At 61.5% G+C, this 13,570-nt stretch carries 10 protein-coding genes; 2 read left to right on the top strand and 8 right to left on the bottom strand.

Annotation, left to right across the window (positions count from 1 at the left end; translation table 11 throughout):
* Positions 1 to 3: 3 nt before the first annotated feature.
* Complete coding sequence (locus HWW83_RS19020) at positions 4 to 1,893, top strand: PhoX family protein (protein WP_033651686.1); 1,890 nt, start codon at positions 4 to 6, stop codon at positions 1,891 to 1,893.
* 46 nt (positions 1,894 to 1,939) lie between these two features.
* On the opposite strand, the gene apaH is transcribed toward HWW83_RS19020, so the two are convergent.
* The 6 genes from apaH to lptD all read right to left on the bottom strand — a co-directional run bounded on the left by apaH (position 1,940) and on the right by lptD (position 8,701).
* Entirely contained in the window at positions 1,940 to 2,791 is an 852-nt protein-coding gene (apaH, locus tag HWW83_RS19015) for a bis(5'-nucleosyl)-tetraphosphatase (symmetrical) ApaH (RefSeq protein ID WP_033641832.1), read from the bottom strand.
* A gap of 2 nt (positions 2,792 to 2,793) precedes the next feature.
* Entirely contained in the window at positions 2,794 to 3,171 is a 378-nt protein-coding gene (apaG, locus tag HWW83_RS19010; RefSeq protein WP_015376624.1) for a Co2+/Mg2+ efflux facilitator ApaG/CorD, read from the bottom strand.
* Positions 3,172 to 3,183: 12 nt separating this feature from the next.
* Positions 3,184 to 4,002: a 16S rRNA (adenine(1518)-N(6)/adenine(1519)-N(6))-dimethyltransferase RsmA gene (gene rsmA, locus HWW83_RS19005; protein ID WP_033641833.1), complete on the bottom strand. Its 819-nt coding sequence runs from the start codon at positions 4,000 to 4,002 to the stop codon at positions 3,184 to 3,186.
* Entirely contained in the window at positions 3,995 to 4,987 is a 993-nt protein-coding gene (gene pdxA, locus HWW83_RS19000) for a 4-hydroxythreonine-4-phosphate dehydrogenase PdxA (protein WP_033644190.1), read from the bottom strand. The genes rsmA and pdxA overlap by 8 nt, the downstream gene beginning before the upstream one ends.
* Entirely contained in the window at positions 4,974 to 6,275 is a 1,302-nt protein-coding gene (surA, locus tag HWW83_RS18995) for a peptidylprolyl isomerase SurA (RefSeq protein WP_033641834.1), read from the bottom strand. The genes pdxA and surA overlap by 14 nt, the downstream gene beginning before the upstream one ends.
* Positions 6,276 to 6,340: 65 nt before the next feature.
* Positions 6,341 to 8,701: an LPS assembly protein LptD gene (lptD, locus tag HWW83_RS18990; RefSeq protein WP_021505352.1), complete on the bottom strand. Its 2,361-nt coding sequence runs from the start codon at positions 8,699 to 8,701 to the stop codon at positions 6,341 to 6,343.
* Between the two features lie 228 nt (positions 8,702 to 8,929).
* On the opposite strand from lptD, the gene djlA reads away from it, so the two are divergent.
* On the top strand, positions 8,930 to 9,751 hold the full coding sequence (djlA, locus tag HWW83_RS18985; protein ID WP_025301546.1) for a co-chaperone DjlA: 822 nt from the start codon (positions 8,930 to 8,932) through the stop codon (positions 9,749 to 9,751).
* Positions 9,752 to 9,894: 143 nt separating this feature from the next.
* On the opposite strand, the gene rluA is transcribed toward djlA, so the two are convergent.
* Positions 9,895 to 10,545: a bifunctional tRNA pseudouridine(32) synthase/23S rRNA pseudouridine(746) synthase RluA gene (gene rluA / locus HWW83_RS18980; RefSeq protein WP_033641835.1), complete on the bottom strand. Its 651-nt coding sequence runs from the start codon at positions 10,543 to 10,545 to the stop codon at positions 9,895 to 9,897.
* Between the two features lie 57 nt (positions 10,546 to 10,602).
* Positions 10,603 to 13,509, bottom strand: coding sequence for an RNA polymerase-associated protein RapA (gene rapA / locus HWW83_RS18975; protein ID WP_047025192.1), 2,907 nt, complete (start codon positions 13,507 to 13,509; stop codon positions 10,603 to 10,605).
* Positions 13,510 to 13,570 lie beyond the last annotated feature (61 nt).

The raw sequence follows: 13,570 nt of genomic DNA, 5'->3' as shown, positions 1-13,570 counted from the left end.
GTTATGACCAAGCAAATTGAGCAATTAGACGCCGACCGCCTGATCGATCCCACTCGCCGCAAGCTGCTGCTTGGCAGCGCCGGCGCCGTCGGCCTGGCCGGTTTTCTCGGCGGCGGCATCTGGTCGGTCTCCACCGAGGCGTTAGCCGAGGATCTGCCGCCGAACACGCTGCTGGGCTTCCGGGGCATCGCCGCGTCTACCGCCGATGAAGTGACGATAGCGCCAGGCTACCGCGCCGAGGTGCTGATCTCCTGGGGCGAGCCGCTGGTGGACGGCGCGCCGGCCTTCGATCCGCAGGGCAACAACAGCGCCGCCGATCAGGAAAAACAGTTTGGCGACAACAACGATGGCATGAGCTTCTTCCCTATCGATGACAATCACGGCGTGATGGCCATCAATAACGAATACGTTAACGAGCAGTACCTGTTCGCCCACGGCGGCGCCAAGGCCACCAGCCTGGAAGAGGTGCGCAAATCGCAGGCGGCGCACGGCGTCTCCATTGTCGCGGTCAAGCGGGTCGGCGACGGCCAGCGCTGGGAGGTGGAGCGCCCGTCGCGCTATAACCGCCGCATCACCGCCAACAGCGAGATGCAATTCAGCGGCCCGGCCGCCGGACATCCGCTGTTGCAGACCGCCGCCGATCCGAGCGGCCGCAAGGTGCTGGGCACCTTCGGCAACTGCGCCAACGGCAAGACGCCGTGGGGCACCTACCTGACCTGCGAGGAAAACTTCGACACCTATTTCGGCACCCGTCAGGCCGATTATCGCACCACGCCGGAACAGAAGCGCTACACGCTGAAGGTCAGCGAACCGGAACGCAACTGGCCGGACTATGACGAGCGTTTTGATGTGGCGAAGAATCCCAACGAATTCAACCGCCACGGCTGGATTGTCGAGATCGATCCGTTGAATCCGACCTCGACGCCCATCAAGCACACCGCGCTCGGCCGTTTCAAACATGAAAACGCGGCGGTGACCGTGGCCAAAGACGGCCGTCTGGTAGTGTATATGGGCGACGACGAGCGCGGCGAACATATCTATAAGTACGTCTCCAAAGGCGTGGTCGACGCCGCCAATCCGGCCAACAATCGCACGCTGCTGGACGAGGGGACGCTGTACGTGGCGCAGTTCGACGGCGATGAAGCCGGCACGCCGCTGAAGGGCAAAGGGCGCTGGATTGCGCTTGAGTTCGGCAAGAACGGCCTGACGCCGGAGAACGGTTTCCGCGATGAGGCCGAAGTGCTGATCTTCGCCCGCAAGGCGGCGCAGCAGGTCGGCGCCACCAAAATGGATCGCCCGGAGTGGATCGCGGTGAACCCGCATGACGGGCGCGCGTACTGCACGCTGACTAACAACAGCAAGCGCGGCGAGGAAGGGATGCCGTTGAACGCCGCCAACCCGCGACCGAACAATATCTACGGCCAAATCATTCGCTGGGACGAGGGCGGCGACGCCACCGCCGACGTCTTCGCCTGGGACATCTATGCGCTGTGCGGCAACCCGATTGCCCACCCCGAAGGCGTCAACCGCGGCACGCCGAACATCACGGCGGAAAACACCTTCAACAGCCCGGACGGGCTGGGTTTCGATCGCGCCGGCCGTCTGTGGATCCTCACCGACGGCAAGTACAGCAACAAGGGCGATTACGTCGGGCAGGGAAACAACCAGATGCTGGTGGGCGATCCGGTCAGCGGCGAGATCCGCCGTTTCATGGTGGGGCCGAAGTCCTGCGAACTGACCGGCATCACCTTCACCCCGGACTACAAGACGATGTTCGTCAACGTACAGCATCCCGGAGAAGAAGGCGATTCGCACTTCCCGAACAACAGCCCGCGCCCGCGTTCATCGGTGTTGATGATCACGCGTGAAGATGGCGGAGTGATTGGGGCGTAAGGCGGCAATACAGAACAAAGGCGGCCACCGGGCCGCCTTTATCGTTTCAGGATGCGGCTAATCTGCCGGCGTGGTCAGGCGCTTCGCCGCGATTGGCGGGCTGCGTGAAGTAACGGCGGTCTTCCCAGCGCAGCATCGTCAGATCGCCGCCCCAGCAGCAGCCGGTATCCAGCCCGATCACGCCCTCCGGCGTGCCCTTGCCTTCCAGCGAGGCCCAGTGGCCGAAGATGATGGTGTATTCCGGGTCCACCAGGCGCGGCAGCTCGAACCACGGTTTCAGCGGCGCCGGCGCGCTGCCCGGCGCATCTTTGCAGATCATGTCGAGCTGGCCGTTGGGGAAGCAGTAGCGCATGCGCGTCAGCGCATTGGTGCTGAAACGCAGACGCGCCAGGCCGCTCAGCTCCGGCGCCCAGTTGTTCGGCATGTCGCCGTACATGGCGTCGAGGAACAGCGGATAGCTGTCGCTGCTCAATACCGCCTCCACTTCGCGCGCGCACATTTTCGCGGTGTCGATGTCCCACTGCGGGGTGATGCCGGCGTGGGCCATCACCAGTTTTTGCTCATCATCCACCTGCAGCACCGGTTGGCGGCGCAGCCAGTTGATCAGCTCGTCGGCGTCCGGCGCTTCCAGCAGCGGCGTGATGCGATCTTTGGGTTTGTTGCGGCTGATGCCGGCGTAAACCGCCAGCAGGTGCAGATCGTGGTTGCCCAGCACCATGCGCACCGCCGGGCCGAGCGAGCGCACATAGCGCAGCACGTCCAGCGAGGCGGGGCCGCGCGCCACCAGATCGCCGGTCAGCCACAGTTGATCGCGCTCGGGATCGAACGCAACCTGAGCCAGCAGCGACTTCAGTTCATCGAAACAGCCGTGAACGTCGCCGATAAGGTATGTCGACATAATTAATGGATCAGCGTTGGAATGGCTAAGCGGAACACGGGAATAGCGGTGCGGAACGGCTGACCCTGATGGTCAACCATTTCGTAATGGCCTTCCATGGTGCCCAGCGGTGTTTCCAGAATGGCGCCGCTGGTGTACTGAAACTCTCCACCGGGCGGAATGACGGGCTGTTCGCCGATCACGCCTTCGCCCTGGACTTCGGTTTGGCGGCCGTTGCTGTTGGTGATCAGCCAGTAACGGCCCAGCAGTTGCACGTTGGTCCGCCCCAGATTGCGGATGGTAATGGTATAGGCGAAGACGTAACGCTCTTCTTCAGGGATCGACTGTGATTCCACATAGATGCTCTGAACCTGAATACACACGCGGGGCGAATCAATCATGACAACAACTCCTTATTGCTGCGGCGCCGGATTGGCTGACAGCCAGTTCGCCAGCTTGCAGTACTGCGCCACAGAAATATTCTCTGCTCTGAGCGAAGGATCGACGCCCAGCTCCGTCAGCTGCTCCGGCGTGAACAGATCGCCCAGGCTATTGCGGATGGTTTTCCGCCGCTGGTTGAACGCCTGCGTGGTGATGCGGCTCAGCATGCGCACGTCGCCCACCGGGTTCGGCAGCTCGGTGTGCGGGACCAGGCGCACCACGGCGGAATCGACCTTCGGCGGCGGCGCGAACGCGGTCGGCGGCACTTCCAGCACCGGGATGACGTTGCAGTAGTACTGCGCCATCACGGTTAAACGCCCGTAGGCCTTGCTGTTAGGGCCGGCCACCAGACGGTTGACCACCTCTTTCTGCAACATAAAGTGCATGTCGCGGATTGCCTGAGTATAGCTGAAAAGGTGGAACATCAGCGGCGTCGAAATATTGTACGGCAGGTTACCAAATACGCGCAGCGGTTGGCCAGCCTCCTCGGCCAGTTCGGCGAAATTCACCGTCATGGCGTCCTGCTGGCGGATGGTCAGCTTGTCTTTGAGCTGCGGGTGATTCTCCAGCCGAGTGGCCAGATCGCGGTCCAGTTCGATCACCGTCATGCGGTCCATGCGTGCGCCGACCGGCTCGGTCAGGGCGCCGAGGCCGGGGCCGATCTCGACCACCGCTTCGCCCGGCTGCGGGTGAATGGCGGAGACAATGCTATCGATGACAAACTGATCGGTTAAAAAGTTTTGTCCAAAGCGTTTGCGGGCAAAGTGCCCTTGGTGGACTCTGTTATTCATTACAATTAATTATCATTTTAATGGCGAGATTCAGGGCCGTTTGGAAACTGCCGACATCGGCGGTGCCGGTGCCGGCCAGTTCCAGAGCGGTACCGTGGTCGACCGAGGTGCGTATGAAAGGCAAACCGAGGGTGATATTCACCGCGCGGCCGAACCCTTGGTATTTTAGCACCGGCAGCCCCTGATCGTGATACATCGCCAGCACCGCATCGGCATCTTGCAGATATTTGGGCTGGAACAGGGTGTCCGCCGGCAGCGGGCCGACAAGATGGATACCGTCAGCGCGCAGCGCGTCGAGCGCCGGGATGATGGTGTCTATCTCTTCGCGCCCCATATGGCCGCCTTCCCCGGCGTGGGGATTCAGACCGCAGACGTAAATGTGCGGCTGGGCGATGCCAAATTTGGTTTTCAGATCGTGGTCGAGGATGCGAATGACTTCGAACAGGCTCTGCTGCGTGATGGCGCCCGGTACCGCCAGCAGCGGCAGGTGGGTGGTCGCCAGCGCCACGCGCAGCTCTTCGGTCGCGAGCATCATCACCACGCGATCGCAGCGGCTGCGATCGGCAAAGAATTCGGTATGGCCGATAAACGGCACGCCGGCGTCGTTGATCACGCCCTTGTTCACCGGGCCGGTGATCAAGGCGGCAAACTCGCCGTTCAGGCAACCGTCGCAGGCGCGTGCCAGGGTTTCCACCACGTAGGCGCTGTTGCCGACGTTCAGTTCACCGGCGGTAACCGGCTGAGCGAGCGGCACCGGCAGCACGGTCAGCGTGCCGGCGCGTTGCGCCTCGGCCGGCTGCTGCGGCTGGTAGTCGCGCAGCGTCAGCGGCAGGTCCAAACGCTTGGCGCGTTCAAGCAACAGGGCCGGATCGGCGCACACCACCAGCTCAACAGGCCAATCCTGTTGCGCCAGGGCGGCTACCAAATCCGGCCCCACCCCGGCGGGTTCGCCGGGGGTAATGACGACGCGTTTATTGCTGTGCATCGCTGCCATCGAGGATCTTCACGTAAGCCTGGGCGCGCTGTTCCTGCATCCAGGTCTGCGCCTCTTCGGCGAACTTACGGTTGAACAGCATGCGGTAAGCGCGATCTTTCTGCGCGGCGTCGGTCTTATCCACCTGACGGGTATCCAGCAGCTGAATCAGGTGCCAACCGAAGGAAGAGTGCACCGGCGCGCTGATCTCACCTTTGCTCAGCTTCAGCAACGCATCGCGGAAGGCGGGATCGTAGATGTCCGGAGAAGCCCAGCCCAGATCGCCGCCCTGCATGGCGGAACCCGGATCCTGCGACAGCTGTTTGGCTTCGTCGGCGAATTTGGCGCGGCCGCTCTTGATCGCTTCCGCGACGGATTGCAGTTTGGCGCGCGCCTGGTCGTCGGTCAGCACCACCGAAGGTTTCAGCAGGATGTGACGGGCGTGCACTTCGGTGACCGACACCGACTGGCTGGCGCCGCGGATGTCGTTGACTTTCAGGATGTGGAAGCCGACGCCGGAACGGATTGGGCCGACGACGTCACCTTTCTTGGCGCTGACCAGGCGTTCAGCGAACAGGGTCGGGATCTCTTGCAGCTTGCCCCAGCCCATGTTGCCGCCTTTCAGCGCCTGAGAGTCGGCGGAGTAAGTGATCGCCAGCTTGCCGAAGTCGGCGCCGCTGTTGATCTCGCCCACCAGGCGTTTGGCCAGCTCTTCGGCTTTGTCGACCTGCTGCTGCGACGGGTTCTCCGGCAGCGGGATCAGGATGTGGCTGATGTTCATTTCGGTGTCGCTGCCGTTCTGCGCGCCCACCTGTTTGGCCAGCGCGTCCACTTCCTGCGGCAGGATGGTGACGCGGCGGCGCACTTCGTTGTTGCGCACTTCGGAGATCAGCATCTCTTTGCGGATCTGCGCGCGGTAGGTGTTGTAGTTCAGCCCTTCGTACGACAGGCGGCTGCGCAGCTGATCGACGCTCATGCGGTTCTGCGCGGCGATGTTGGCGATCGCTTTGTCCAGATCGGCGTCGGAGACGGTGATGCCCATTTTCTTGGCCATCTGCAGCTGGATGTTATCCATGATCAGGCGTTCGATGATCTGATGGCGCAGCGTCTTGTCGTCCGGCAGTTGCTGACCAGCCTGCTGGGCGTTGAGCTTCACCGACTGCAACAGTCCGTTGACGTCGCTTTCGAGTACCACGCCGTTATCCACGACGGCGGCGACTTTATCCACTTCTTGGGGTGCTGCGAACGCGGCATTGGCGCAAACCACCAATCCGAGAATAAGCGTTCTCCAGTTCTTCATACATTTCCCATTATGTAATCCGCAAATGCGGGTGAAAGTTCTCGTTTTCAAAGTGTTGCAAAGCGTCAGAATGCGCGCTGATACGGCAGAATGCCGGAGCGCAGCATTTCTGCGGAGCCGAGACTATGATCGCTGCTCAGGCCGCGCAGTTCGACGTTGAACGAAACTCTGTTGTCGTAAACGCTGGTATTGTTGCTGTTGTTCCAGTCGGTGATCTTGCGCTCATAGCCCAGCGTCACCGCCCAGCAGCAGGTGTTGTACTTCAGCCCCACCAGCTGATCGGCGGATTGTTTGGCGCGGGTGTCGTAGTAGTACGCCCCGACCACCGCCCAACGATCGGCGATCGGCCAGCTGCCGGTGATGCCCACCTGCGAGATGCCGTCCTGGAAGGCCGGAACCGTTTTGGTGTTCAACGCCGTCTGGATATATTCCGGCGTGGCGTAACGGTAGTTCAGCTGCACTACGCGCTCGGCATCCTGGCGGTATTCCACCACGCCGTTGCCCAGCGAGACGCTGTTCAGGCGGGTGTCGTACTGCAGGCCGCCGCGCAGGCCCCAACGATCGTCGATTTTCCAATAGGTATCGCCGGCCCAGGCCACGCTGCCGGTATCGTCGTTGTTGTCGTACCCGGTTACCCGATCGCCGGTGCGCGAACGGCTGAAGTAGTAGATTTGACCCACGGAAGCGTTAAAACGTTCAACCAGCGCGTCATCATAAATTCGGGTGGTCAAACCGGTAGACACGCGGTTCTGCGAAGCGATGCGATCCAGGCCGCTGTAGGTGCGATCGCGGAACAGGCCGGAGTAGTCGGTCTGCAGCAGCGTGGTGTCGTAGGTGTAGATGTTGCTCTGGTCGCGGTACGGCACGTACAGGTACTGCACGCGCGGCTCCAGCGTCTGGGTGGCGCCTTCGGCCCAGATCATCGGCCGCTCGAACACCAGCTTGCCGTCGACTTTGAACTGCGGCAGTACGCGGTTGACCGAATCATCGAGCTCCGGCGCGGCAGCGTTTTTGCGGCTCTGGTAGTTGGCGGCGAAACCGTCAGGAATATCCTGCTGGTAATGGGTCGCCATCACCTTGGCTTCGGTGTTCAGGCTGGCCCAGCCGTTGGTGAGCGGCAGACTCAGCGTCGGTTCCATATGCAGACGGGTGGCGTCCGGGCTGTATGGGTTGACGCTGGTGAACTTGGCCGCCTGGCCGTAAATATGGAAGTCGAACGGACCGAGGTCGTTCTTGTAGTAGTTCAGATCCAGCTGCGGCTGGACTTTATACGAGTCCGACTGTGAGCGATCGGTATCGTCGTAAATCTGGAACTGCTTGGAGCTCAGCGTGGCGTTCCAGTTCTCGTTGGCGTAGCCGAGGCTGAATTTCTGCGTGGCGTAGCCGTCGGTGGTGGAGCCGTATTTGGAGTCCAGATCGGTGAAGTACTTGGAATCGCTGACCTTGGTATAATCGACGTTGAAGCGCCACACCTGATCCATAACGCCGTTGTGGTTCCAGTAGAACAGCCAGCGTTTGTTGTCGTCATGATCTTTGCCGTATTCCTTGTCGTCCGGCAACCAGTCGAACTCCATCAGGCCGAGGCCCGGCTGCACCAGATAACGGAACTCGGTCTGCCACTGCAGGCCGCGCTTGGACATATAGTGCGGGGTGATGGTGGCGTCGTAGTTCGGCGCGATGTTCCAGTAATACGGCAACATGAACTCGAAGCCGTTGTTGCTGCCGTACTTGGCGTTCGGGATCAGGAAGCCGGAACGGCGCTTGTCGCCGACCGGCAGCTGCAAGTACGGGCTGTAGAACACCGGCACGCCGCCGATGCGGAAGCGGGCGTTCCATATTTCCGCCACCTGCTCTTCGCGATCGTGGATCACTTCGGAACCGACCACGCTCCAGCTGTCGTCTCCCGGCAGACAGGAGGTAAAGGTGCCGTTTTCCAGGATGGTGTAACGGTTGGCGCCGCGCATTTTCATCTTGTCGGCGTCGCCGCGTCCCTGACGGCCTACCATCTGGTAGTCGCCTTCATAGACGTCGGTATCTTTGGTATTCAGGTTCGACCAGGCCTTCGGGCCTTTCAGTTTGATCTGATTGTCGCTGTAGTGCACGTCGCCGGTGGCGGTGACGGTACGCACCGGTTCCGTCTGGCCGGGGTTTTGCGTCTGATTCAGCTCAACTTCTTTGGCGGTCAGGGTGCTGTTGCCCTGCTCGATATGCACGTTGCCGCTGAACAGAGCGCTTTTCGGGTAGTCGGCGCGCGAGTCATCGGCATTGATGGTCACCGGCTGGCTGTTCGGATCGCCGCTGACCAAAGGCTTGTCGTAAACAGGAACGCCAAGCATGCATTGCTCGGCCAGATCAGCCAGCGCATGCTGACTGTAGAGTGCCGTCCAAATCATCGTGGCCAGCAGTGTTGGGAAACTTTTTTTCATACGCGGTTTTGGTGTTCCGTCATCAGAGGCGTCGTGTCCGGCAAACGGTCAGAGACTATATTACTCATCTGCGTTGCGCTAGTGCTAAATCCAGCCGTTTACTTGCGTCGTCGTTAGGCGCAAAGATAAATGACAGGTATGATAATCCAAATTCTAGGAAAAATCGCCTGCGCCCTTTCCTGAAACGGAGGAGAGCGGGCGGCTTTCGGCATGATAATTGAGGAGTATATGCAGTATTGGGGAAAACTGCTCGGCGTCATCGTCGCCATCTGGTCTGGCGCGGGATTCTGGGGTGTAGTTCTGGGGCTGATTATCGGTCATATGATCGATACGGCGCGCAGCAACAAGCGCAGCCGGGGGTTTTTCACCGACCAGCAAACGCGGCAAACGCTGTTTTTCCGCACCACTTTTCAGGTTATGGGCCACCTGACCAAATCCAAAGGACGCGTCACCGAGGCGGATATCCAGATCGCCAGCCTGTTCATGGATCGCCTGCAGCTGCATGGCGAAGCCCGCACTGCGGCGCAGCAGGCGTTCCGCGAGGGCAAACAGAGCCAGTTCCCGCTGCGTGAGACGCTGCAGCAGTTCCGCAGCATCTGTTTCGGCCGCTTCGATCTGATTCGGATGTTTCTGGAAATTCAGATTCAGGCGGCGTTCGCCGACGGCTCGCTGCACCCGAACGAACGTCAGGTGCTGTATGTCATCGCCGAAGAGCTGGGCATTTCGCGCGCGCAGTTCGATCAGTTCCTCAGCATGATGGAGGGCGGGCGTCAGTTCGGCGGTGGTCAGCAGGGCGGGTATTCGCAGGGCGGCTATCAGCAGGCTCAGCGCGGCCCGACGCTCGACGATGCGTGCAAGGTGCTCGGCGTGCGCAGCAGCGACGATGCCGCCACCATCAAACGCGCCTACCGCAAGCTGATGAGCGAACATCATCCGGATAAGCTGGTGGCGAAAGGCTTGCCGCCGGAGATGATGGAAATGGCCAAGCAGAAAGCGCAGGAGATCCAGGCGGCGTACGACCTGATCAAACGCGAGAAAGGTTTTAAATAACGATACCCGTCATACTTCGAGCTGCAGGTGTGTTGGCTGCCCGCGCTTACCCCGGTCACGTACTTTTTGTACGCTCCCGGGGCTGCGCTTAGTTGCCGCCTTCCTGCAACTCGAATTATTTAGGGTATCTCAGGGTGATGAGCTCAGAAATCCGGCTCGGCGCGAAAGTGCATCGGCGTCTGGAAGGCGGGGTGGGTGATGCGCAGCTCTTGCGCATGCAGCTGCAGCCGCGGCGCCATCGCTTTGGCTTCCGGCGGGGCGTAGAAACCGTCGCCGAGGATCGGGTGTCCCAGCGCCAGCATGTGCACCCGCAGCTGATGCGAGCGGCCGGTGATCGGCGTCAGCTTCACGCGGGTGCTGCCGTCGGCGTCGCGCGACAGCACCAGATATTCCGTCTGCGCCGCTTTGCCGGTGTCAAAACACACCTTTTGCAGCGGCCGGTTCGGCCAGTCGCAGATCAGCGGCAAATCCACCAACCCTTCGTCATGCGCCATATGCCCCCAAACGCGGGCGATATAGGATTTCTTCGGCTCGCGTTCGCGGAACTGACGCTTCAGCTCACGCTCGGCGGCCTTGTTGAGCGCCACCACGATCACCCCGCTGGTGGCCATATCCAGCCGGTGCACCGATTCGGCGGCCGGATGATCGGCCTGAATGCGGGTCATCAGGCTGTCTTTGTTTTCCGGCGCGCGGCCGGGCACCGACAGCAAGCCGCTGGGCTTGTTGACCACCATGATGTGTTCATCCTGATACAGGATGTGCAGCGGGTCCTGCGGGGGATTGTAGGGTTCCATCTTGGCTCCGCGAAAAGGGCCGAACGGGGAGGCAACCACCTCCCCGCGTCGCGCCGGTTACTGGTGGGTGACCACCACCAGACGAATGGCGTCGAGACGCCAGCCGGCTTCATTGAGGTTGGCCAGCACCTGACGGCGGTTGAACTCCAGCGTCTCGACTTCGTCGTCGCGGATGTTCGGGTTGACCGCCTTCAGCGCTTCCAGACGCGCCAGCTCGGCGCTCAGCTTGTCGTCCGCCTCTTGCTTCGCCTGTTCGATAAGCGTGCGTGCCTGCGCTTCCACCAGGCTTTCCGCCTGCTGCAGCATGGCGTGCACGTCTTGCTGCACGGCGTTGACCAGCTTGCTGGAGGTGTGGCGGTTGACCGCGTTCAACTGGCGGTTGAAGCTTTCGAACTCGACCTGCGCCGCCAGGTTGGTGCCCTTGCGGTCCATCAGCATGCGGATCGGCGTCGGCGGCAGGAAGCGGGTCAGCTGCAGGTGCTTCGGCGCCTGGGCTTCCACCACGTACACCAGCTCAACCAGCAAGGTGCCGACCGGCAACGCTTTGTTTTTCAACAGGGACACCGCACAACTGCCGGTATCGCCGGACAGGATAAGATCCAGACCGTTGCGGATGATCGGGTGTTCCCAGCTGACGAACTGCGCGTCTTCGCGCGACAGCGCCTGATCGCGATCGAAGGTGACGGTGCAGCCGTCCTGCGGCAGGCCCGGGAAGTCCGGCACCAGCATATGGTCGGACGGCGTGAGCACGATCAGGTTGTCGCTGCGATCTTCCTGATTGATGCCGACGATGTCGAACAGGTTGAGCGCGAAGCCCACCAGGTTAACGTCGTTATCTTGCTCGGCGATGGCGGCGGCCAGCGCCTGGGCTTTGTCGCCGCCGTTGGAGTGCATCTCCAGCAGGCGGTCGCGGCCTTGTTCCAGCTGCGCTTTCAACTGGTCATGCTGTTGGCGGCAGGCGTGGATGAATTCGTCCAGGCCCTCCTGCTCGGTCGGTGCGGCCAGATAGCCGATCAACTGCTCGTAGCAGCTGTCGTAGATGGTGCGGCCGGTCGGGCAGGTGTGTTCGAAGGCGTCGAGCCCTTCGTGGAACCAGCGGCCCAGCACCGCCTGTGCGGTGTGCTCCAGGTAAGGCACCATGATTTGGATATCGTGCATCTGGCCGATACGGTCCAGACGGCCGATGCGCTGTTCCAGCAGATCCGGGTTGAACGGCAGATCGAACATCACCAGTTGGCTGGCGAACTGGAAGTTGCGGCCTTCGGAGCCGATCTCGGAACACAGCAGCACCTGCGCGCCTTCCTCTTCGGAGGCGAAGTAGGCGGCGGCGCGGTCGCGCTCGATGATCGACAGCCCTTCGTGGAACACCGCGGCGCGGATCGCTTCACGCTCGCGCAGCACCTGCTCCAGCTGCAGCGCGGTATCGGCTTTGGCGCAGATCACCAGCACTTTTTCGTTGCGGTTGGCCAGCAGGTAATCCAGCAACCATTCGACGCGCGGGTCGAAGTTCCACCAGGTGGCGTTTTCGCCTTCGAATTCCTGGTAGATCTGCTCCGGATACAGCATGTCGCGCGCGCGCGCTTCGACGGATTTCTTGGCGCCCATGATGCCGGACACTTTGATCGCGGTCTGATACTGGGTTGGCAACGGCAGCTTGATCTGGTGCAGGTTGCGGTGCGGGAAGCCCTTCACGCCGTTGCGGGTGTTGCGGAACAGCACGCGGCTGGTGCCGTGGCGATCCATCAGCATGGCCACCAGCTCCTGGCGCGCCTGCTCGGCGTTGTCGCCTTCGCTGTTGGCCGCTTTGAGCAGCGGTTCGATGTCCTGCTCGTCGATCAGCTCGCCCAGCAGGTTCAGCTTGTCGTCGGCCAGGCGTTCACCGCTCAGCAGCAGGGTGACGGCGTCGGCCACTGGACGGTATTTCTGCTGTTCGGCGACGAACTCGCCGTAGTCGTGGAAACGGTTCGGATCGAGCAGGCGCAGGCGCGCAAAGTGGCTCTGTTGGCCCAGCTGTTCCGGGGTGGCGGTCAGCAGCAGCACGCCGGGGATATGCTCGGCCAGCTGTTCGATCACCTGATATTCGCGGCTCGGCGCTTCTTCACTCCAGGCCAGGTGGTGCGCTTCATCGACCACCAGCAGATCCCACTGGGCGTCCGCCAGCTCTTCCAGGCGCTGCTTGTTGCGGCGCACGAAGTCCAGCGAGCAGATCACCAGCTGTTCGGTCTCGAACGGGTTGCTGCTGTCGAGCTTGGCTTCGGCGTAGCGGCTGTCGTCGAACAGCGAGAAGTAGAGGTTGAAGCGGCGCATCATCTCCACCAGCCACTGGTGCTGCAGCGTTTCCGGCACCACGATCAGCACGCGCTCGGCGCGGCCCGCCAGCAGTTGCTGGTGGATGATCATGCCGGCTTCGATGGTTTTGCCGAGGCCGACTTCGTCCGCTAACAGAACGCGCGGCGCATGGCGCTGGCCGACTTCATGAGCGATGTGCAGCTGGTGCGGGATCAGGCTGGCGCGCATGCCGCGCAGGCCGGCGAACGGCAGGCGATACTGCTCGCTCTGGTATTTGCGGGCGCGAAAACGCAGCGCGAAACGGTCCATGCGGTCGATTTGGCCGGCGAACAGGCGATCCTGCGGCTTGCTGAAGGTCAGTTTGCTGTCCAGCAGCACTTCGCGCATCGCCACGCCGCTTTCCTGGGTGTCCAGGCGGGTGCCGATATAGGTCAACAGACCGTTTTCCTCTTTCACCTCTTCCACCTGCAGCTGCCATCCCTCGTGGCTGCTGACGGTATCGCCCGGGTTGAACATCACGCGGGTGATCGGCGAATCGTTTCTGGCATAGAGGCGGTTTTCACCGGTGGCGGGGAAAAGCAGGGTAATCATGCGCGCATCCAGCGCCACGACGGTGCCCAGTCCTAATTCGCTTTCCGTGTCGCTGATCCAGCGTTGACCAAGAGTAAAAGGCATATATTGTCGGCTCGATTCTTTGTAAGTAAGTCTTGTTACCGGGCGGGAAGGGCCGCGGCAC

Origin of the sequence: Serratia ureilytica, from assembly GCF_013375155.1 — a bacterium.
GTDB lineage: Bacteria > Pseudomonadota > Gammaproteobacteria > Enterobacterales > Enterobacteriaceae > Serratia > Serratia ureilytica.
The sequence above is the reverse complement of the archived record's forward strand: the minus strand, read 5'-3'. Positions and strand labels throughout refer to the sequence as shown.

Excerpts from the sequence above, each read along its gene's own strand:
- surA (WP_033641834.1), bottom strand. The coding sequence starts at position 6,275 with ATGAAGAACTGGAGAACGCTTATTCTCGGATTGGTGGTTTGCGCCAAT.
- rapA (WP_047025192.1), bottom strand. The coding sequence starts at position 13,509 with ATGCCTTTTACTCTTGGTCAACGCTGGATCAGCGACACGGAAAGCGAA.
- djlA (WP_025301546.1), top strand. The coding sequence starts at position 8,930 with ATGCAGTATTGGGGAAAACTGCTCGGCGTCATCGTCGCCATCTGGTCT.
- lptD (WP_021505352.1), bottom strand. The coding sequence starts at position 8,701 with ATGAAAAAAAGTTTCCCAACACTGCTGGCCACGATGATTTGGACGGCA.
- apaG (WP_015376624.1), bottom strand. The coding sequence starts at position 3,171 with ATGATTGATTCGCCCCGCGTGTGTATTCAGGTTCAGAGCATCTATGTG.
- rluA (WP_033641835.1), bottom strand. The coding sequence starts at position 10,545 with ATGGAACCCTACAATCCCCCGCAGGACCCGCTGCACATCCTGTATCAG.
- apaH (WP_033641832.1), bottom strand. The coding sequence starts at position 2,791 with ATGTCGACATACCTTATCGGCGACGTTCACGGCTGTTTCGATGAACTG.
- HWW83_RS19020 (WP_033651686.1), top strand. The coding sequence starts at position 4 with ATGACCAAGCAAATTGAGCAATTAGACGCCGACCGCCTGATCGATCCC.
- pdxA (WP_033644190.1), bottom strand. The coding sequence starts at position 4,987 with ATGCACAGCAATAAACGCGTCGTCATTACCCCCGGCGAACCCGCCGGG.
- rsmA (WP_033641833.1), bottom strand. The coding sequence starts at position 4,002 with ATGAATAACAGAGTCCACCAAGGGCACTTTGCCCGCAAACGCTTTGGA.